The sequence below is a fragment of the Phycicoccus sp. HDW14 genome (assembly GCF_011383005.1).
Taxonomy (GTDB): domain Bacteria; phylum Actinomycetota; class Actinomycetes; order Actinomycetales; family Dermatophilaceae; genus Phycicoccus.
The window spans coordinates 1088239-1108165 of sequence record NZ_CP049935.1; the positions used below are offsets into that span (position 1 = coordinate 1088239).

At 73.1% G+C, this 19927-nt stretch carries 19 protein-coding genes and 3 pseudogenes; 13 read left to right on the forward strand and 9 right to left on the reverse strand.

The window, feature by feature from the left end; all coding sequences use genetic code 11:
• Positions 1-22 precede the first annotated feature (22 nt).
• The gene (locus G7075_RS05410; RefSeq protein WP_166119650.1) at positions 23-1108 is read right to left on the reverse strand and encodes a polyprenyl synthetase family protein; all 1086 of its coding nucleotides are present in this window, start codon (positions 1106-1108) and stop codon (positions 23-25) included.
• Between the two features lie 231 nt (positions 1109-1339).
• Between G7075_RS05410 and G7075_RS05415 the strand changes: the two genes are divergently transcribed.
• Positions 1340-2104 carry a methylenetetrahydrofolate reductase gene (locus tag G7075_RS05415; protein WP_240917905.1) on the forward strand — a complete coding sequence of 255 codons (765 nt, stop codon included), beginning with the start codon at positions 1340-1342 and terminating at the stop codon, positions 2102-2104.
• Between the two features lie 15 nt (positions 2105-2119).
• On the opposite strand, the gene G7075_RS05420 is transcribed toward G7075_RS05415, so the two are convergent.
• A complete protein-coding gene (locus G7075_RS05420) occupies positions 2120-2734 on the reverse strand; it encodes a YbaK/EbsC family protein (RefSeq protein WP_240917906.1) in 615 nt (204 codons plus the stop codon).
• Positions 2735-2821: 87 nt separating this feature from the next.
• On the opposite strand from G7075_RS05420, the gene G7075_RS05425 reads away from it, so the two are divergent.
• The 10 genes and pseudogenes from G7075_RS05425 to G7075_RS05460 all read left to right on the forward strand — a co-directional run bounded on the left by G7075_RS05425 (position 2822) and on the right by G7075_RS05460 (position 10618).
• Positions 2822-3151, forward strand: coding sequence for a putative quinol monooxygenase (locus G7075_RS05425; protein WP_166119653.1), 330 nt, complete (start codon positions 2822-2824; stop codon positions 3149-3151).
• Positions 3152-3292: 141 nt separating this feature from the next.
• Positions 3293-3703: a DUF6504 family protein gene (locus G7075_RS05430; RefSeq protein ID WP_166119655.1), complete on the forward strand. Its 411-nt coding sequence runs from the start codon at positions 3293-3295 to the stop codon at positions 3701-3703.
• A gap of 11 nt (positions 3704-3714) precedes the next feature.
• Complete coding sequence (locus G7075_RS05435) at positions 3715-4131, forward strand: SAV_6107 family HEPN domain-containing protein (protein ID WP_166119658.1); 417 nt, start codon at positions 3715-3717, stop codon at positions 4129-4131.
• Between the two features lie 9 nt (positions 4132-4140).
• Entirely contained in the window at positions 4141-5100 is a 960-nt protein-coding gene (locus tag G7075_RS22205; RefSeq protein ID WP_371814189.1) for a PHP domain-containing protein, read from the forward strand.
• 70 nt (positions 5101-5170) lie between these two features.
• Positions 5171-6370 (forward strand): annotated as a pseudogene (locus G7075_RS22210) (DNA polymerase III subunit alpha); the annotation flags it as partial.
• A gap of 263 nt (positions 6371-6633) precedes the next feature.
• A pseudogene (locus G7075_RS22215) lies at positions 6634-6903 on the forward strand (hypothetical protein); the annotation flags it as partial.
• Positions 6904-7089: 186 nt separating this feature from the next.
• Positions 7090-8019 carry an OB-fold nucleic acid binding domain-containing protein gene (locus G7075_RS05445; RefSeq protein WP_166119660.1) on the forward strand — a complete coding sequence of 310 codons (930 nt, stop codon included), beginning with the start codon at positions 7090-7092 and terminating at the stop codon, positions 8017-8019.
• A 44-nt stretch (positions 8020-8063) separates the two neighbouring features.
• Positions 8064-8837 carry a bifunctional 2-polyprenyl-6-hydroxyphenol methylase/3-demethylubiquinol 3-O-methyltransferase UbiG gene (locus G7075_RS05450; protein ID WP_166119663.1) on the forward strand — a complete coding sequence of 258 codons (774 nt, stop codon included), beginning with the start codon at positions 8064-8066 and terminating at the stop codon, positions 8835-8837.
• 36 nt (positions 8838-8873) lie between these two features.
• Positions 8874-10151 carry a DNA polymerase IV gene (gene dinB / locus G7075_RS05455; protein ID WP_166119677.1) on the forward strand — a complete coding sequence of 426 codons (1278 nt, stop codon included), beginning with the start codon at positions 8874-8876 and terminating at the stop codon, positions 10149-10151.
• A 59-nt stretch (positions 10152-10210) separates the two neighbouring features.
• Complete coding sequence (locus G7075_RS05460) at positions 10211-10618, forward strand: DUF3040 domain-containing protein (RefSeq protein WP_166119681.1); 408 nt, start codon at positions 10211-10213, stop codon at positions 10616-10618.
• A gap of 59 nt (positions 10619-10677) precedes the next feature.
• Here the strand turns inward: G7075_RS05460 and G7075_RS05465 are convergent, their stop codons facing one another.
• Positions 10678-11118, reverse strand: coding sequence for a DUF456 domain-containing protein (locus tag G7075_RS05465; protein ID WP_205860628.1), 441 nt, complete (start codon positions 11116-11118; stop codon positions 10678-10680).
• A gap of 1 nt (position 11119) precedes the next feature.
• Complete coding sequence (locus tag G7075_RS05470; RefSeq protein WP_166119684.1) at positions 11120-11335, reverse strand: hypothetical protein; 216 nt, start codon at positions 11333-11335, stop codon at positions 11120-11122.
• A gap of 415 nt (positions 11336-11750) precedes the next feature.
• Here G7075_RS05470 and G7075_RS05475 point away from each other — a divergent pair.
• Both G7075_RS05475 and G7075_RS05480 read left to right on the forward strand, forming a co-directional pair.
• A pseudogene (locus G7075_RS05475) lies at positions 11751-13765 on the forward strand (type IIA DNA topoisomerase subunit B).
• Between the two features lie 101 nt (positions 13766-13866).
• Positions 13867-15309 (forward strand): APC family permease, encoded by a 1443-nt coding sequence (locus G7075_RS05480; RefSeq protein ID WP_240917907.1) that lies wholly within the window; start codon positions 13867-13869, stop codon positions 15307-15309.
• 15 nt (positions 15310-15324) lie between these two features.
• On the opposite strand, the gene G7075_RS20845 is transcribed toward G7075_RS05480, so the two are convergent.
• The 5 genes from G7075_RS20845 to G7075_RS05500 form a co-directional block, all read right to left on the reverse strand.
• A complete protein-coding gene (locus tag G7075_RS20845; RefSeq protein ID WP_240917908.1) occupies positions 15325-15726 on the reverse strand; it encodes a LacI family DNA-binding transcriptional regulator in 402 nt (133 codons plus the stop codon).
• Between the two features lie 17 nt (positions 15727-15743).
• A complete protein-coding gene (locus G7075_RS20850; protein WP_240917909.1) occupies positions 15744-16319 on the reverse strand; it encodes a LacI family DNA-binding transcriptional regulator in 576 nt (191 codons plus the stop codon).
• Positions 16320-16359: 40 nt separating this feature from the next.
• Positions 16360-17328 carry a carbohydrate ABC transporter permease gene (locus G7075_RS05490; RefSeq protein ID WP_166119686.1) on the reverse strand — a complete coding sequence of 323 codons (969 nt, stop codon included), beginning with the start codon at positions 17326-17328 and terminating at the stop codon, positions 16360-16362.
• The gene (locus tag G7075_RS05495) at positions 17328-18353 is read right to left on the reverse strand and encodes a carbohydrate ABC transporter permease (protein WP_166119689.1); all 1026 of its coding nucleotides are present in this window, start codon (positions 18351-18353) and stop codon (positions 17328-17330) included. Before G7075_RS05495 ends, G7075_RS05490 begins: the two co-directional genes overlap by 1 nt.
• Before the next feature lie 88 nt (positions 18354-18441).
• A complete protein-coding gene (locus G7075_RS05500; protein WP_166119691.1) occupies positions 18442-19815 on the reverse strand; it encodes an ABC transporter substrate-binding protein in 1374 nt (457 codons plus the stop codon).
• Between the last annotated feature and the right edge of the window lie 112 nt (positions 19816-19927).

A 19927-nucleotide genomic window follows, 5' to 3' on the forward strand; every position in this document is an offset into this window, starting at 1 on the left:
GCCGGCGCGTCCGGCAGGCGGCTCAGGCGGTGCGGGAGGTGGCCGTGGCCACGAGGTCGTGCAGGACGGTGCGGGCCTCGGGGTCGAGCCCCGGCGCCTGCTCGAGCGCCGCACGGGCCGACGCGGCGAGCCGGACGATCTCGTCCTCGACCACCCCGACGGCCCCGGACCCGGTGATGATGGCGCGCAGCTCGTCGACGTCGTCGCCGCCGAGGTCGGCCCGCCCCACGAGGTGCTCGACCCGGACGCGACCCCCGGCATCCGCACCGGCGAGCGCGTGCGCGAGCAGGACGGTGCGCTTGCCCTCGCGCAGGTCGTCGCCCGCGGGCTTGCCGGTCTCGTCGGGGTCGCCGAACACGCCGAGCAGGTCGTCGCGCAGCTGGAAGGCGCGCCCGACGTCGAGGCCGTAGCGCGAGAGGGCGTCCAGGCCCGCGGCATCCAGCCCACCGACGGTGGCGCCGATGAGCAGCGGGTGCTCGACGGTGTACTTCGCGCTCTTGTAGCGGATGACCCGGCCGGCCCGCGCGACCCGCTCGTCGTCGGCGACGCCCTCCCAGGGGCGCATCGACTCGACGACGTCGAGGAACTGGCCGGCCATCAGCTGCGTGCGCATCCGGTCGAAGACGCCCCGGCCGCGGGCGAGGTCGGCGTCGGGCAGCCCGCAGGTGGCGTAGACCTCGTCGGTCCAGGTGAGGCAGAGGTTGCCGGCGAGGACCGCCCCGGCGAGGCCGAAGCGCTCGTCGTCGCCGGACCAGCCGCGGTCGGCGTGCCGGCTGGCCAGGGCCCGGTGGGCGGCGGGCATCCCGCGCCGGGTGTCGGAGTCGTCCATGACGTCGTCGTGGATGAGCGCGGCGGCCTGGAACAGCTCCATGGCGCTCGCGAGCCGGACGAGGGCGTCGGAGTCGGGGGTGCCGGCCGCCCGGGCGCCCCAGTAGAGGAAGGCGGCCCGCAGCCGCTTGCCGCCGCGCAGCAGGTCGCCGACGGCGTGCATCAGGTCCTCGACGTCCGGGCCGAGCTCGGCGAGGACCCCGGCCTGCACCGCGAGCTCGGCGTCGAGGACGTCCTGCACCCGTCGCCGCAGGTCGGCGGAGTCGAGCACGCTGGTCACGGGGGCTCCTGGCGGTGCGGCCGCGCACGGGCGCGGTCGGATGGTGGCGTCCCCGAGCCTACGGTGTCGGCGCTCGCGTACCCTCGCCGCCATGGGTCACTACGGAGGGGGCGGCCGTCCCGAGCACCTCGTGGCATCCATCCCTGCCCGGCTCCGGGAGGCGCAGCCCTCGATCAGCTTCGAGTTCTTCCCCCGAAGGACGACGCCGCCGAGGCGCTGCTCTGGGACGCCGTGCGCCGCCTCGAGCGGGTCCGGCCGGCCTTCGTCTCCGTCACGTACGGGGCCGGGGGCACCAGCCAGGACCGCACCGTGCGGGTCACGGCGCGGATCGCCGACGAGACGTCGCTGACCCCCCTCGCGCACCTCACGTGCGTCGGGCAGTCGGTGCGCGACCTGCGCCAGGTCGTCGGCCACTACGCCGCGTCCGGGGTCCGCAACGTCCTCGCCCTGCGCGGCGACCCGCCCGGCGACGTCCGGGCGGCCTGGGCGCCGCACCCCGACGGCCTCGACCACGCCGAGGACCTCGTCCGGATGGTCCGTGCGCTCGGCGACTTCACGGTCGGCGTCGCCGCCTTCCCCGACGTCCACCCCGACAGCCCCGACCTCGACCACGACGTCGAGGTGCTCGTCCGCAAGGCCGACGCCGGGGCCTCCTTCGCCATCACGCAGATGGTGTTCGACGCCGACACCTACCTGCGGCTGCGCGACCGCGTCGCCGCCCGCCGCGACCTGCCGGTGACCCCCGGGCTGATGCCGGTGACCAACGTGCGGCAGATCCAGCGGATGTCCGAGCTCATGGGCACCCCGCTGCCCCCCGGCGTCGTGCAGCGGCTCGAGGCCGTCAAGGACGACCCGGCCGCGGTGCGCGAGGTCGGGGTGCAGATCGCCACCGAGCTCGGCCGGCGGATGCTCGACGAGGGCGCACCGGGGCTGCACTTCATCACGATGAACCGCTCGACGGCCACGCTCGAGGTGCACGAGAACCTCGGCCTCTGAGGTCGCGACCAGCGCTCAGGCGACGTCCATCGTCTGACCACCGGTGATCCGGATCAGCTCGTCGTAGGTCGTGGCGAAGACCGCGTGGCTGTGCCCGGCGGCCGCCCAGACCACGTCGTAGCGCCCGAGGCTCGCGTCGACGACGGTGCGGAGGCGGACCGGGTGGCCCACGGGGGCGACGCCGCCGATGGCCATGCCGGTGTGCTCGCGCACGAAGTCGGGGTCGGCCTGCTCGAGCGAGGTGACGCCGAGGAGGCCGGCGACCTTCGCGGTGTCGACCCGGTGCCCGCCGGAGGCGAGGACGAGGAGCGGGGAGGTGGCGCCGTCCTCGGCCGTGGCGACGAAGACGAGGCTGTTGGCGATCTCGGCCGGGGTGACCCCAGCGCCTCGGCCGCGGCCCGGGCGGTGCGGACCGCCCCGGGCAGCTGGCGCAGCTCGGGGCGCACGTGGTGGACGGCGAGGGTCTCGAGCACCGCGGCGACCCGGCGGTGCGCGGTGAGGTCGCGCTGCGGAGTGTCCTCCGGGGCGACGCCGACGGGCTCGGGCGACATGGCCGCAGCGTAGTGCTCGCCCGGGAGGACGGGGAGGCCCCGGGGTCCGGACCGCTCGGGTCGTCGAACGACGGGACACCGGGTGGCCCGACCCGGGTGCGGCGTGTTCTGCTCACCCGACGGATGCACCCGCATCCGGGTAGCGACGAGTACCGGAAGGACCCCGATGATCCTCATCACCGTGAAGTTCCCGATCCGCGAGGACAGGCTCGAGGAGTGGAAGGAGCTCTCGCAGTTCTACGTCGAGCACGTGAGCGCCGAGCCCGGCAACGTCTTCTTCGAGTTCTCCGAGAGCGTCCACGAGCCGCACACCTTCGTCTGCATCGAGGGCTTTCGCGACGCCGACGCGGGGGCCGAGCACATGCGCCAGGCCCACGTCGAGCGCTTCATGGGCGAGATGCCCGACATCGTCTCGGCGCAGCCGCAGATCATCTACGTCGACGCCGAGGAGGTCACCGGCTTCGGGCCGATGGGGGAGATCCAGCCCCGCGCCTGAGGTTCCGTGCCCCGGGTCGAGGTGAAACCGGGCCTCGAGACGGCCCGGCACCACCTCGACCCGCAGTGGTCCGCGGGTTCCTCCGAACGGCTTGACGCGACGTCGGACCCCCGGGGTACAGTGGACGGAGTAGTCGAACGCATGTTCGATCACTCCATCCACCGGGTCGCGCCGGCGGGGCAGGCCGCCCGTCGGGCGATCGGTGCTGCCCACCCGGAGGTGCGCCATGGTCCGTCGGCACGACGAGCCGCTGCAGGTCGCCACGGGGGAGCGGGCCGCAGCCGAGCGGGGGCGGCCGTCGCCCCCGTCCTGCACGACGACGCCCCGCGCTCCTTCGTCTGGCGCGGCCGGCGCTACACCGTGTGCGCCGTCCTCGACGCCTGGCAGGAGCGGCGGGCGTGGTGGCGCGAGGTCGGCGAGCACCCGGACGGGCCCACCGACACCGAGCGCCGGGTCTGGCGGGTCGAGGCCCGGCCCCCGTCCGGCACCGCCGGGGTCTTCGACCTCGGCCGCGACGACGACCACTGGCTCCTCCTGCGGGCCCACGACTGAGGAGACACGCGATGCCCCACGCCGAGACCACCCTCGACCTCCTCGAACGCTCCCGCGAGGCCCTGACCCGCGGCTACACCGACACCCTCGCCTCCGCGCGCCACCTCGACGCCTCGCTCGCCGCGCTGCGGGCCGCGGCCGCCCTCGTCTCCTCCCGTCCGGGCGCCGGCCCGGCCGGGAACGGCCCGCACGACGTCTGGGCCCTCGCCGCCCGCACCGCCCCCGAGCTCGCCGAGTGGGCCGACCGGTTCGCCGGCGTCACCGGGCAGCGGGTCGGCGTCGAGACCGGGCTGGTGCGGGTCAGCGCCCGCGAGGCCGACGACCTGCTGCGCGAGGCCGAGACCTTCGTCGACCTCGTCGCGGCGCGCCTCGGCGTCCCGGTCGCCCGCCCGGCCCCGCGGCGCCTGGTCCCCGTCCGCTCGGCCTGAGGCCCGGCCGTGTCCGGCCCCGACGGGTTCGCCCACCTCCACGTCGCCTCCGGGTTCTCGATGCGCTTCGGCGCCTCGAGCCCCGAGGACCTCGTCGCCCGCGCCGCCGAGCTCGGCCAGGGGGCGCTCGCCCTCACCGACCGTGACGGCCTCTACGGCGCGATCCGGTTCGCGCAGGCCTGCGGGTCGGCCGGCCTCGACCCCGTCCTCGGGGTCGACCTCGCCGTCACCGACCTCGTGCCCGACCCGCACACCCGCCCCACCCGGCCCGTCCGCACCCCGGTGCGCGGCGGCGCGATCGTCGACCCGCGTCGCCCCCGGGTCACCGTCCTGGCTCGCGGCCGGGCCGCCGGCACGGGCCCCGGTGCCGGCTGGGCGGCCCTGTGCCGCCTGGTCACCGGCACCCACCTGCGCGGCGAGCGCGGCGTCCCGGTCACCACCCCGAGCTGCTCGCCCGGTGGGCCGTCCCGAGGGCGAGGACGCCGCGGCCCCGGCGCGCCTCGTCGTCCTCCTCGGCCCCGACTCCGACGTCGGGCGGGCCGTCCTCGCCGGGCAGCGCGAGCACGCCCGCGACCTCCTCGCCCGCTGGCGCACCCTCCTGCCGCGCGACGGGCTGGCCCTCGAGGTCGTCCTCCACGGCGGCCCCGACGGCACGCCCGGCTGCCGCTCGCACGCCGCCCACCTCCTCGGCCTCGCCGACGCCGCGGGGGTGCCGGCCGTCCTGAGCGCCGCGGTCCGGCACGCCGAGCCCGGGCAGGTCCGTACCGTCGACGTCCTCGACGCCGCCCGACGCCTCGTCGTCCTCGACTCCCGCCACCTCGACCGCGTCACCGACGCCGGCCACCTCGCCGGCACCGACGTCATGCGCGCCCGCGCCCTCGAGGTCACCTCCGGCGACACCGCCCGCGCCGACCGGCTGCTCGTGATGACCGCCCGGCTGGCCGCCGAGTGCACCCAGGACGCCCGTGACGACCTCGGCATCGGCGCGGTCCACCTGCCCGAGCCCGAGGTCCTCGGCATCGAGCCCGGCACCGACCCGATGGACGTCCTCGCGCAGCGCTGCCGCGCCGCGGTCGACCGGCGCTACCCGGGCGCCACCGACACCGAGCGCCGGGCCGTCCTCGACCGCCTCGACAGCGAGCTCACCGTCATCCGCTCGCTGGGCTACCCCACGTACTTCCTCACCGTCGCCGAGGTCACCGACCTCATCCGCGCCCGCGGCGTGCGGGTCGCGGCCCGCGGCTCGGGCGCCGGCAGCCTCGTCAACCACCTGCTCGGCATCAGCGGGGTCGACCCGATCCGCCACCGCCTGCTCATGGAGCGGTTCTGCTCCCCGCTGCGCGCCGAGCTGCCCGACATCGACGTCGACGTCGAGTCGGCCCGCCGCACCGAGATCTACGAGGCCGTCCTCGAGCGCTTCGGCGGCGAGCGGGTCACGTGCGTCTCGATGATGGACACCTACAAGGTCCGGCACGCCGTCCGCGACGTCGGCGCCGCACTCGGCATGCCGCCGGTCGAGGTCGACGAGATCGCGAAGGCGTTCCCGCACATCCGAGCCCGCGACGCCCGGCACGCCATCGCCGACCTCCCCGAGCTGCGCAGCCGCGGCCTCGACAGCCCGCGCCTCGCGCAGTTCTTCGACCTCGTCGAGGCCCTCGACGGCCTGCCCCGGCACATCGCGCTGCACCCGTGCGGCGTCGTGCTGTCCAACGCCGGGATGCTCGACCGCACCCCCGTCGAGGCCTCCTGGCTCGGCTTCCCGATGAGCCAGTTCGACAAGGACGACGTCGAGACCCTCGGCTTCCTCAAGCTCGACGTCCTCGGCATCCGGATGCAGTCCTCGATGGCCCACGCCGTCGCCGAGGTCGAGCGGGTCAGCGGCGAGCGCATCGACCTCGACGACGAGCGCCAGGTGCCGCTCGACGACCCCGACACCTTCGAGCTGATCCGCACCACCCGCACCCTCGGGATGTTCCAGATCGAGAGCCCCGGCCAGCGCGAGCTCGTCGGCAAGCTCGGGCCCACCGCCTTCGACGACCTCATCGTCGACATCTCGCTCTTCCGGCCCGGCCCGGTGAAGTCCGACATGATCACGCCGTTCCTCGAGTCCCGGCACGGCTGGCGCGAGACGCGCTACCTCCACCCGAGCCTGGTCCCCGCGCTGGCCGAGACCGAGGGCGTCGTCGTCTTCCACGAGCAGGTGCTGCTCATCGTCGCCGAGACCACCGGGGTCAGCCTCGCCCAGGCCGACGAAGTGCGCCGCTCGATGGGCACCCCGCACGGCCAGCAGGAGGTCGAGGCATGGTGGCGGCCGGCGGCGCAGGCGCGCGGGTACGCCGCCGAGGACCGCGACCGGATCTGGGAGGTGCTGAGGTCCTTCGCGTCCTTCGGGTTCTGCAAGGCGCACGCCGCGGCCTTCGCGCTGCCGACCTACCACTCGGCGTGGCTGAAGACCCACCACCCGGCGGCCTTCCTCTCCGGCATCCTCACCCACGACCCGGGATGTACCCCAAGCGCCTGCTCCTCGACGACGCCCGATCCTTCGGCATCCCCGTGCTCGGCCTCGACGTCAACGCCTCCGGCGACACCTACCGCACCGAGCCGGTCGACGACGGCCCCGGGCCGGACGGCACCCCGGGATGGAAGCAGGACCCGCAGCCCTACGGCATCCGGCTCTCGCTCGCCGACGTCAAGGGCATCAGCGAGGCCGAGGTGGCCCGCATCGTCGCCGGCCAGCCGTACTCCGACCTCGGCGACTTCTGGACCCGTGCCCGGGTCAGCCGCCCGGTCACCGAGCGGCTCGTGCTCGCCGGGGCCTTCGACGCCCTCCACGGGATGGGCACCGGCTCGCTCGGGCGCCGCGGCCGGGTCACCCGCCGCGACCTGCTGCTGCACGTCGCCGAGCTCGACCGCTGGGACCGGGGGAGCGGCCGCCCCCGCACGAGCCGCCGGCGCACCGTGCCCACCTCGGCCGCCCGCGAGGTGCAGGACGCCGGGGTCGACGTCCGGGTCCGGGCCGCCGCGCAGTCCCAGGCGGCCCGCGAGGTCGTCCCGGCCGCCGAGCAGCCCACCCAGCTGACCCTCGACCTCGGCGACCGGCCGACCCTCGTCACCGGCACCGGCCTCCCCGAGCTCACCGGCCCCGAGCGGGTGCGCGCCGAGCTCGACGTCCTCGGCCTCGACGTCTCGGCCCACGTCGTCGCCTTCTACGAGCCGCTGCTCGCCGCCCTCGGGGTCACCCGCAGCCGCGACCTCGTCGGCACCCGCAGCCGCAGCGAGGTGTGGGTGGCCGGCGTCAAGGTCGCCACCCAGACCCCGCCGGTGCGCTCCGGGCGCCGGGTCGTCTTCCTCACCCTCGACGACGGCACCGGCCCCTCCGACTGCACCTTCTTCGAGGACGTCCAGGGCCCGTACTCCGGGGTGGTCTTCCACTCCTGGATGCTCCTCGTGCGCGGCGTGCTGCGACGCACCGGCGAGCGCGGCGTCTCGATCCGGGCCACCGGCGCCTGGGAGCTCGCCGGCCTCTGGGACGCCTGGCAGCTCGGCGGGCTCGCCGGGGTGCACGCGGCGGTCGCGGCGGGGGAGGCCGACGCCGTCGCCCGGGCCGAGGCCGCCGAGCACGCCGCCCGCGAGGCCGCCGAGCGCACCGGCCGTCGCGTCCTCGTCCACGCCTCGGGGTTCAAGCAGTCGCCGTACGCCGACATCAAGCCCGCCGGGGCCGACCCGCGGGCCGGGCGCGGGGTGCCCGTCCTCGACCACCCGGGCGGGATGCCGCGCCCGGTCCCGGGGACGCCCCCCGGGCAGGTCGTGCCCGTCGCCCCCGCCGCTGCCGCCGCGCTGCCCTCGCGCAAGCTGTGGCACGCGAGCCCGGGCAGCTCGGGACACTAGGGTGGAGCGCGCACAGCCACCCCCGCCCGACGAGGAGACCCACCGTGTCCGAGCACCGTGGCCGCCGCCCCGGCCCCGCGGGCGGCCCGCGCACCACGGCGGTCCAGCGCGTGCTCGACGAGCACGCCGAGCAGCGCCGCGCCGCGCTCGGCCGGCCGCTGCGGATCCTCGACCTCGGGGGCGGCACCGGCGGCACGGCCGTCCCGCTCGCCGTCGCCGGCCACGAGCTCACCGTCGTCGACCCCAGCCCCGACGCCCTCTTCTCGCTGCGTCGCCGGGCCACCGAGCGCGGGGTCCAGGAGCGCGTGCGCGCCCTCCAGGGTGACGCCGACACCGTCCGCGAGCTCGTCGGCGCCGACCCCGCCTTCGACCTCGTCTGCCTCCACGGCACCCTCGAGGTCGTCGACGACCCCGAGGCCGCGGTCGGGGCCGTCGCGGCGCTGCTCGCCCCCGGTGGCACGTTCAGCCTCGTCGTCGCCCAGCGGCTGCACGCCGTGCTCTCCAACGCCCTCGCCGGCCGGCTCGATCGGGCCCGCGCCGTCCTCGAGCGGCCCGACGGCCGCTGGGGCGAGGACGACCCCGCCCCCCGCCGCTTCGACGAGGCCGCCGTCCTCGAGCTGGTCCGCGCCCACGGACTGGCCCCGGTGCACGTCCAGGGGGTGCGGGTCTTCGCCGACCTCGTGCCCTCGGCCCTCCTCGACTCCGAGGCCGACCGCACCGCCCTCGCGGCCCTCGAGGAGGCCGCCGCCGACGCCGCGGCCCACCCGCTGCTCGGCAGCCTCGGCAGCGCCCTCCACGTCCTCGCCACCCGCGGCTGAGCACCGGGTGGCCCGGGAGCACCGGGGGAGCCCGCGATGAGCCGCCGCCAGTTCGCCCTCCCCGAGCGCACCGCCGCGGGCCCGCTCGACGACACCGGCTGCACGGTGCTCCACGTCGACATGGACGCCTTCTACGCGTCCGCGACCCTGCTGAGCCACCCCGAGCTCGTCGGCACCCCCGTCATCATCGGTGGCGGCACCCGCGGGGTCGTGCTCTCGGCCACCTACGAGGCCCGCCGCTTCGGGGTGGCCAGCGCGATGCCGATGTCCCGGGCCCGCCGGCTCTGCCCGCAGGCCACGGTGCTCGCCCCCGACCACGAGCTGTACTCCCACATCTCGGCCGGGGTGATGGAGACCTTCCGCTCGGTCACCCCCGTCGTCGAGCCGCTCTCGCTCGACGAGGCCTTCCTCGACGTCTCCGGCGCGGTCCGCCGGCTCGGCAACCCGGCGAGCATCGGCCAGTACCTGCGCGACACCGTGCACGACGAGCAGGGCATCACCTGCTCGGTCGGGGTCGCCCCGAGCAAGTTCGTCGCCAAGCTCGCCTCGAGCCTCGCCAAGCCCGACGGGATGGTCGTCGTCCCCCGTGACGAGGTCGTCCCGTTCGTCCAGCAGCTGCCCGTCGCGGCCCTGTGGGGCGTGGGGGACAAGACGGAGGAGGCCCTGGTGCGGCTCGGCCTGCGCACCGTCGCCGACATCGCGCACACCCCGCTGGCCACCCTCGTCCGCGGGCTCGGGGAGGCCACCGGCCACCACCTCCACGAGCTGTCGTGGGGGCGTGACCCCCGCCCGGTCGAGCGCGAGCAGCGCGAGAAGAGCATCGGCAGCGACCAGACCTTCGAGGCCGACATCGACGACGCCGCCGAGATCCGCCGCCGGCTGCTCGGCCTCAGCGAGCGCACGGCGGCCCGGATGCGCGCCGCGGGGATGACCGGGCGCACCGTCACCCTCAAGGTGAGGTTCAGCGACTTCACGACGATCACCCGGGCCCGCACGCTGCGCGAGCCCACCGACAGCGGGCGGGCGGTGCACGCGGCGGCCGTCGCCCTCTTCGACGCCCTCGGGCTCCAGCGGGCCCGCATCCGGCTCGTCGGGGTGCGGATGACCGGGCTGGTCCCGGCCCACGAGGCGCCCATCCAGGGGGTCATCGGTGAGCCCGAGCACGGCTGGCGGGACGCCGACCGGGCCGTCGACCGGGCCCGCGCGCGCTTCGGGTCGGGGGTCGTGCGGCCCGCGAGCCTGCTCGAACGTGACACATCGCGCATCCAACGTGACCCATCCGCTTCCGTGCGGCGACCGCGGGACCTATCCTGAGGACTCAGGGACAACATGGGGCGTCCGCCGGGCGCCTCGGGCCGACCGCGGGAGGATCAGTGCCCCTCTCAGACCACGAGCAGAAGATGCTCGACCAGATGGAGCAGCAGCTCGCTGCCGAGGACCCGAAGTTCGCCTCGCAGATGCAGGGCAGCGGCCTCGCCTCGCTCCAGCGCCGACGGTGGGTCGTCGGTGCCGTCGGCGCGCTCGCCGGTCTCGGCCTCGTCCTCGTCGGCATCAGCACGACGATGTGGGTGGGCGCCATCGGGTTCGCCCTCATGGTCGCCTCGGTGGCCTTCGCGGTCACGCCCCGCGCAAGGCCCGGCTCGGCGTCGTCCAGCAGGACGGCAACGTCCAGGCCAAGGGGCGGGCCAAGCGCAAGGGCTCGCTCATCGACCGCCTCGACGAGCGCTGGGAGCGTCGCGAGAACAAGTGGTGACCCCCGGCCGGCCCCGCCGGTCCGGTGAGCGGCCTCAGCCGACCAGCAGTCCCACGACGTAGAGCCCGGCGACGACCAGCGCCGAGGTCAGCTCGATCCCCACGCTCTGCAGCACGCCCAGCGCGGCGTGCTTCGTGCGCGTCCACGCCTCCCCGCGGGAGGTCCCGCGACCGACCTCCACGAGCCAGATGCCGAGGAGGAAACCGATGGGGCCCCGACGACGGGGATGACGAAGAAGCCGACGACGGCCAGGAGCACGGCCAGGGCGAGGGTCGAGGTGCGCACGCCGCGCTGCTTCATCCGGCGGCCGGGGACGAGGTACTGCAGCACCCGCCCGGCGGCGGCGACGAGCACCGACAGGAAGAGCACCACCCATCCGGTGGTGCTCTGCTCGGCGAGGGCCCAGACGAGGACGCCCGCGAGGACGAGGAGGGTGCCCGGCAGGACCGGGACGACGACGCCGACCAGTCCGAGGACGATCAGCAGCGGCGGCAGGACGACCCAGGTGTCGGCCGCCAGGGCGTCCACCTCAGTCGTCGACGGCCGGGGTCACCGGCTCGTGGAGGCGCTCGCTCTCGTCGATGATGTCGGCCTTGTCGACCAGGGCCGGGACGTGCTCGCGCCCGTGGTGGGCGCAGAAGAGCAGCTCTCCGCCGGCGTGCAGACGGGCCCGGACGTACGCCTGGGCACCGCAGCGGTCACAGCGGTCCGCGGTGGTCAGGGTGGGTGCCAGTGCGGCGTTCACGGCGGCCTCCTCGGCTCGGCTCGGGGTCCTGCTGGTGTTCGTGCTGGTGGTTCGTGGCGACCGACCCGTGCGGATCGGCTCCTGTGCAACAGTCAAGCACGCCGGATGCTTCCCGGTGCGCAGGGGGCCCCGAACCGGCCGGGTGGTGTCGAGATCGTGACCATTCGCCCGAGCCCGGGATCCTCCTGTCCTCCAGGGGTGAGGAGGCACGAGACGGCCCGGCGATACGCCCCCGCGACCACGGGTCGGCGCCGGGCCGGTGCGCCTGTCGGGGGCCGTCGGGGCGGCGACTACCCTGCGGGACGTGCCTGCGACCGCTGCCAAGAAGACCGCGACGAGCAAGTCCGCGTCCGAGTACACCGCCCACCACCTCCAGGTCCTCGAGGGCCTCGAGGCGGTGCGCAAGCGTCCCGGCATGTACATCGGCTCCACCGACTCGCGCGGCCTCATGCACTGCCTCTGGGAGATCATCGACAACGCCGTCGACGAGGCCCTCGGCGGCCACTGCGACCGGGTCGAGGTCCAGCTGTACGCCGACGGCTCGGTCGAGGTCCGCGACAACGGCCGCGGCGTCCCCGTCGACATCGAGCCGCGCACCGGCCTCACCGGCGTCGAGCTCGTCTACACCCGGCTGCACGCCGGCGGGAAGTTCGGCGGCGGCTCGTACACCGCCTCGGGCGGCCTCCACGGCGTCGGCGCCTCGGTCGTCAACGCCCTCTCCGCGCGCCTCGACGTCGAGGTCGACCGCGGTGGCAAGACCTACGCGATGAGCTTCCGCCGCGGCGAGCCCGGGGTCTTCTCCGACGTCGCGGGCGCCCAGGGGCGCAAGGACCCCGACCACGAGTTCACCCCCTACGTGAAGACCAGCGCCCTCGAGGTCGTCGGCAAGGCCAGGCGGGGCGTCACCGGCACGCGGGTGCGCTACTGGGCCGACCGCCAGATCTTCCTCCAGGACGCGGGCCTCGACCTCGAGGGCCTGCTCGGGCGGGCGCGCCAGACCTCCTTCCTCGTCCCCGGCCTGACCATCGTGGTGCGCGACGAGCGCGGCCCCGAGCCCACCGAGGAGGTCTTCCTCCACGACGGCGGCATCTCCGAGTTCTGCGAGTTCCTCGCGCCCGACGCCCCGGTCACCGACGTCTGGCGCCTGCAGGGCACGGGCACCTTCACCGAGACCGTTCCGGTTCTCGACGCGCAGGGGCACATGACCCCACCGAGGTCGAGCGCGAGTGCGGCGTCGACGTCGCGGTCCGCTGGGGCACCGGCTACGACACCACCGTGCGCTCGTTCGTCAACATCATCGCCACCCCCAAGGGCGGCACCCACCTCGCGGGCTTCGACCAGGCCCTGCTCAAGGTGCTGCGCAAGCAGGTCGAGGCCAACGCCCGGCGGCTCAAGGCCGGCAGCGACAAGCTCGACAAGGACGACGCCCTCGCCGGGCTCACCGCGGTCGTCACCGTGCGCCTCGCCGAGCCGCAGTTCGAGGGCCAGACCAAGGAGGTCCTCGGCACCGCCGCGGTGCGCCAGATCGTCAGCAAGGTCGTCGAGACCGAGCTGTCGGCCGTCCTCACCTCCACGAAGCGCCCGTTCAAGGCCCAGGCCGCGACCCTCCTCGAGAAGGTCGTCGCCGAGATGAAGTCGCGCATCAGCGCGCGGATGCACAAGGAGACCCAGCGCCGGAAGACCGCGCTCGAGTCCTCCTCGCTGCCGGCCAAGCTCGCCGACTGCCGCAGCAGCGACCCCGAGCGCACCGAGCTGTTCATCGTCGAGGGCGACAGCGCCCTCGGCACCGCGAAGCTGGCCCGCAGCAGCGACCACCAGGCCCTGCTGCCGATCCGCGGCAAGATCCTCAACGTCCAGAAGGCCTCGGTCACCGACATGCTCGGCAACGCCGAGTGCGCGGCGATCATCCAGGTCATCGGGGCGGGGTCGGGGCGCACCTTCGACCTCGAGTCGGCCCGCTACGGCAAGGTCATCATCATGACCGACGCCGACGTCGACGGCGCCCACATCCGGACCCTGCTGCTCACCCTGTTCTTCCGGTACATGCGCCCGCTCGTCGAGGCCGGGCGGGTCTACGCCGCCGTGCCGCCGCTGCACCGCATCGAGGTCGTCAACCCCGGCAGCAAGGCCAACGAGGTCGTCTACACCTACTCCGAGGCCGAGATGCGCCGCACGATGTCCTCGCTCGCCAAGCGCGGGAAGAAGACCAAGCCGCTGCAGCGCTACAAGGGCCTCGGCGAGATGGACGCCGACCAGCTGGCCGAGACGACGATGGACCCCGGGCACCGCACGCTGCGCAAGGTCACGCTCAGCGACATCGAGTCCGCCACCGGCGTGTTCGAGCTGCTGATGGGCGGCGAGGTCGGCCCCCGCAAGGACTTCATCATCGACAGCGCGGGCGCCCTCGACCGCGAGCGCATCGACGCCTGACCCGGATTCCTCTGCGCCGAGAGCCCACAGGGCCGGCCGGCCACGCCACAGTGGTGCGCACCGACGCCCGGTCCGGCGGCGTCCGCCGAGGGGAGCAGGCCATGAGCACCGACGTCGAGCAGACCGGCGAGGTCGCGGGGGAGGAACCGACCGCGCTCAAGCGGGTCATGGGTCCGAAGCTGCTGCTGCTCTTCATCGTCGGCGACATCCTCGGCACGGGTGTCTACGCCCTGACGGGCAAGGTCGCCCAGGAGGTCGGCGGCGCGGCGTGGGTGCCGTTCCTCGTCGCCTTCGTCATCGCGATGATCACGGCCTTCAGCTACCTCGAGCTCGTGACGAAGTACCCGCAGGCGGCCGGCGCGGCGCTCTACACGCACAAGGCGTTCGGCATCCACTTCGTGACCTTCCTCGTGGCCTTCACCGTCATGTGCTCGGGCATCACGAGCGCCTCGACGGCCTCGCGGGCCTTCGCCTCCAACCTCGCCAAGGGCTTCGGGCTCGACAGCGACGACACCAACCTCATCCTCCTGCTGGCCCTGGCCTTCATGGCCCTCGTCGCCGCGGTCAACTTCCGCGGGGTCGCCGAGTCGGTCAAGGCCAACATCGTGCTCACCTCGGTCGAGCTCTCCGGGCTGCTGCTCGTCATCATGGTCGGCTTCTACGCCCTCTTCGCCGGGACGACCGACTTCAGCCGGACGATGGTCTTCGACAGCCCGAGCGACAAGAGCGCCTTCCTGGCCGTCACCGCGGCGACCTCGCTGGCCTTCTTCGCGATGGTCGGGTTCGAGGACTCGGTGAACATGGCCGAGGAGACCAAGGACCCGGTGCGCAACTTCCCGAAGATGATGATCACCGGGCTCGGCATCACCGGGACGATCTACCTGCTCGTCTCGCTGTTCTCGGTGGCCATCGTCCCGGTCGGCGAGCTCGGCAAGAGCGAGACGCCGCTGGTCACCGTCGTCGAGAAGGCCGCACCGAACATCCCCATCGACACGCTGCTCCCGTTCATCTCGATGTTCGCCGTCGCCAACTCCGCGCTCATCAACATGCTCATGGCCAGCCGCCTGCTCTACGGCATGGCCCACCAGGAGGTGCTGCCGCCGTTCCTCGGGAAGGTGCACGCGAAGCGCCAGACGCCGTGGGCGGCCATCCTCTTCACCACCGCGCTCGCACTCGGGCTCATCGCCTACGTCTCGAAGGCGAGCAGCTCGGCCACCGAGACCCTCGGCGGCACGACGTCGCTGCTGCTCCTCGGGGTGTTCACGATCGTCAACGTCTGCGTGCTCGTCCTGCGGCGCGACCCCATCGACCGGCCGCACTTCGTCGCCCCCACGCTGCTGCCCGTGCTCGGCGCCCTGCTCTGCGCGTTCTTCGTCGGGCCGTGGACCGGACGGGCGGGGGAGCAGTACGTCATCGCCGGGTGGCTGCTGGCCATCGGCGTGGTCCTCTGGGCCGTCACGTGGTTCGCGAACCGGGCGCTGCGGGGCAAGAAGACCTACCTGCGCGACCCCGAGGAGCTGGCCGGCGACGACACCGTCAACTGACCGGGACGGCTCGCGTCAGCCGCGGGGGACCGGACCCGTGGAGTCGCGCCGCACGAGCTCGGTCGGCATCACGACGACCTCCTCGGTGGGCTGCTCGTCGCCGACGAGGGAGCGCAGCAGGAGCCGGGCGGCCTCACGCCCCTGCGCGGCGACGTCCTGGCGCACGGTGCTCAGCCCGAGCACCTCGGAGAGCACGTAGTCGTCGATGCCGATGACCGAGAGGTCCTCGGGCACCCGCAGGCCGAGCCGGCGCGCGCTCTCGCGCACGCCGATGGCCATCTCGTCGGACGCGGCGACGATCGCCGTCGGGCGGTCAGCGAGCACCAGCAGCTCCGCGCTGTCGCGGGCGGCGGCCTCGGCCGTCCAGTCCGAGCCGAGGATCCAGGCCTCGACGACGGGCAGCCCACCGCCGGCCATCGTCTCGCGGAAGGCGCTCAGGCGGTCCTGGGGGTCTGGACGTGGGCGACGTTGCGGGGCACGTCGCCGATGTAGCCGATCCGCTCGTGGCCCAGGTCGATGAGGTGCTCGACGGCGGTGCGCATCGTCGCCCGGTCGTCGATGCGCACGCACGGGCGGCCGGGGACCGCCGAGCCGATCGCCACGAGCGGGAGGCCGAGCCGGTCGACGAGCTCGATCTCCTCGTCTCCCATCGGGACGTTGAGGGTGATGACGCCGTCGACCCGCTTCCAGAGCATGCCCTGGGTCAACGGCAGCCGCTGGTCGTAGCTGTCGTCCTCGAGGTCGAAGAGGATCGCGTGGTGCCCGTGCGAGCGCAGCTCCTTCTCGATGGCGCTCACGAGGGTCGCGAAGAACCACCGGGTGAGGAACGGTGCGACGACGGCGACGACCCGGGTCCGACCGGAGGCCAGCGACGTGGCCGTCGGGGAGGCGACGTAGTGCAGCTCCTCGGCGACGTCGAGGACCCGTTGCCGGGTCTCGGGGGAGACCCGGTCCAGACCCCGGAGGGCGCGGGAGACCGTGGCGACCGAGACCCCGGCCGCCCGCGCCACATCGGTGATCGTGCTGATGACATCGTCCCCTCGGGCCGGCTCAGCCCTTCGTGCCGCCGGCGAGGAGCCCGCGGACGAAGTACCGCTGGAGGCTGAGGAACACGATGACCGGGAAGGCGATCGAGATGAACGCCGCCGCGGACATGAGGTACCACCGGTTGCCGAGGGTGCCGCTGATGTTGTTCAGCACCATCGTCAGCGGGGCGAGGCTGCCCTCACCGGCGTTGCCACCGAGCATCGTGATCGCCACGAGCAGGTCGTTCCAGACCCACAGGAACTGGAAGATGCCGAACGACGCCAGGGCCGGCGTGATGAGCGGCAGCAGCACCTGGAAGAAGATGCGGACGTGGCCCGCACCGTCGACCCGGGCCGCCTCGAGCAGCGAGGCCGGGATCTCCTTCATGAAGTTGTGGAGGAGGAAGACGGCCAGCGGCAGCGCGAACGCACTGTGCGACAACCAGAGTGCCCAGTACGTGCCGTTGATGCCGATCTGCTGGTACATCGTGACGAGCGGCAGCAGGGCGATCTGCAGGGGAACGATCTGCAGGGCGAAGACACCGACGAACAGGGCGTTGCGGAACGGGAACTCGATCCACGCGAAGGCGTAGGCCGCGAGCGAGGCGAGCAGCAGCGGCAGGAACACCGCCGGGATCGCGATGACGAAGCTGTTGACGATGAAGTCGGTGAGCGGCGGCTGGCCCTCGGCGCCACCGAGCACCTGCGAGTAGTTGTCGAGCGTGAAGCCGGTGGAGAGCGCGTGCCACCACCCGGTCTCCTGGATGTCCTTCTGGTTGCGGAAGGAGGTGACGAGCAGGCCGACGGTCGGGGTGGTCCAGGCCAGGGCCAGGACGATGGCGATCGCGGAGGCCCAGGGGGAGGTGACCGCCCTGGCGGCGTTACCCGCGGAGGACTTGCGGCGCCGGCGCCCGGCCGGGGTGTCGAGGTGGACGTCGGAGGCCGCGTCGGCGACCGCTCCGGAGACCGGAGGGGGAGGGGTGGCGGTGCTCATCAGGCGTCCTTCCGCAGCTGGATGACGTTGAAGACGATGATCGGCGAGACGAGCAGGAAGATGACGATGGCGATCGCCGCACCGAGGCCCGGCTGCTGGGTGACGAAGGACCGGTTGTAGAACTCGTTCGCGAGGATCGAGTCACCGAACTTGCCACCGGAGGAGGCCTGGACGATGTCGAAGGCCTTGAGGGTGCCGATGGCGATCGTCGTGAGGACGACGATGACCGAGGGGCGGATGCTCGGCAGGGTGACGAACCGGAACATCTGCAGGCTCTTGACACCGTCGAGCTTGGCGGCCTCGATGATCTCGTCGGGGATGGCCTTGATCGCCGCCGAGAGCACGGTCATCGCGAAACCGGCCTGGATCCAGATCATGATCGCGATGAGCGAGAACGTGTTGCCCGGGGCGTTGCCGATGAAGTCGACCGGGTCCATGCCCAGCTTGGTGATGACGGCGTTGAGCAGGCCGACCTGGGAGGAGCCGGGGTCGCCGTTGTAGAAGTAGACGAACTTCCAGATGAGCGTCGCGCCGACCATCGAGATGGCCATCGGGAGGAAGATCAGGGCCTTGGCCACGGCCTCGCCGCGGGCGCGGTCGATGAGGATGGCGTAGAGCAGCCCGACGCCGGTGGCGAAGAGGGGCACGAGGATCACCCAGAAGGCGGTGTTGCGGAACACCTCCGGCAGGCCGGGCGTGGTCCACAGGGCGGCGAAGTTGTCGAAGCCGACGAACTTGCCGCGGGTGCGAGGGGTGCCGAAGTTGAGGTCGAAGAACTTGCCGGAGTAGAAGGCCCGGCGGATGGTGAGGATCGCGGGGTAGATCAGTGCGATCGCGATGAAGAAGATGGTCGGCCCGACGAAGGCGGCCGCCTGGATCTTCTCCCCGCGGCGTCCCTTGAAGAGGGAGGCCAGCAGGAGGATGCCGACGAAGACGGCGGCGAAGACGGCCAGGCCGAGGACCATGGTCCCGAGCCGCGATGCGGCGCCGCCGGCGTCCGCGGTGATGACTGACGTGGCGAACATGCACACCTCCGGGTACTGGGGACCACCGGTGGGCGGGGCTGGGCCCCGCCCACCGGCACTGGGGGTTCTGCCTACGTGCTGACCGGGGTCAGTTCGTCGGCCAGGACTTCTCGATGTTGTCGAGGGTGGTCTTGTCGTCCTGACCCTTGATCCAGTTGGTCATCTCCGACCAGAAGGTGCCCGCACCGACGGCGCTCGGCATCATGTCCGAGCCGTCGAACCGGAAGACCGCCGCCGGGTCGGCGAGGATCTTCGCCGACTGCTGGTCGATCGGGGAGACGAGGTTGTTCGGGTCCAGCCCCTTGTTGGCGCTGACCCAGCCGCCACCGGTCGTGGCCTTGGCCTTGGCGTTGGCCCAGTCCGGGGACGCGAGGAACGCGGCGAAGGCCTTGACCTCGGGGGCGTCACGGAAGGTGGTCACGAACTCGCCACCGCCGAGGACCGGCTTGGTGGAGGTGTCGACGCTCGGCAGGTAGAAGGCCCACACGTCGCCGTCCTCGGCCACCTTGGTCCCCTCGGGCCAGTTCGAGGCGTAGAACGAGGCCTGGCGGTGCATGTAGCACTTGCCCTTGAGGATCGGCTGGCCGCCGTCCTGGAAGGTCGTCGAGGCGATCGTCGACGGGGCGCCAAAGCCACCGTTGGTGTACTTGGCGTCCTTGAGGATGGCGCCGACCTTCGAGAGGGCGTCGGCGACCTTGGCGTCGTTGAACGGGATCTTGTGCGCGACCCACTGGTCGTAGGTGTCGGCGCCGGCCGTGCGCAGGAGCACGTCCTCGACCCAGTCCGTGCCCGGCCAGCCGGTGGCCGTGCCCGAGCCGAACCCGGCGCACCACGGCTTGGCGGCCGGGTCGTCGGCGGCGATCTTCGCCGTGAGCGTCATCAGCTCGTCCCACGTGGTGGGAACCTTGTAGCCCTTGTCCGCGAACGCCTTCGGGGAGTACCAGACGTAGGACTTGACGTTCGCGCCGAGCGGGGCGGCGTAGAGCGTGCCGTCGACGGAGCCGTACTTGCGCCACGACTCGCCGAAGTACTGGTCGACCTCCTTGCCGACGGTCTCGGTGGCGGGGATCGCCTTGCCGGTGTCGACCATCGTCTGGAGGAGGCCCGGCTGGGGGATGAAGGCGACGTCCGGCAGGTTGCCGCTCTGGGCGCGCTGCGGGAGGTTCTTCTCGAAGTCCTTGTCGCCTTCGTACTTGATGGTGACGCCGGTGCAGTCCTCGAACGCCTTGTACGACGCCTTGTGCGAGGCGTCCTCGGGGGTGACGATCGAGGTGTAGATGCTCACCGACTTGCCCGTGAGCTCGGACTTGAGGTCACACCACTTGCTGTAGTCCTTGGTGTCGGCAGCAGTGCCGTCGCTGCCGTCGCCGGAGTCCGAACCGGAGCCGCACGCCGCGGTCACGAGCGACATGGCGGCGATGCCGACGAAGGCCGCCGCCTTGCGCTTCGAGTTGAGGGCCATTGCCCGCCTCGCTTTCACTGGGTCGCGCCGAGACGGGATGCCTCGGCGGTGAGGGGAACCGGACCAAAGGTAAAAGCGTTTACACACCCGGGTCAACGGACGGCCGAGCGTG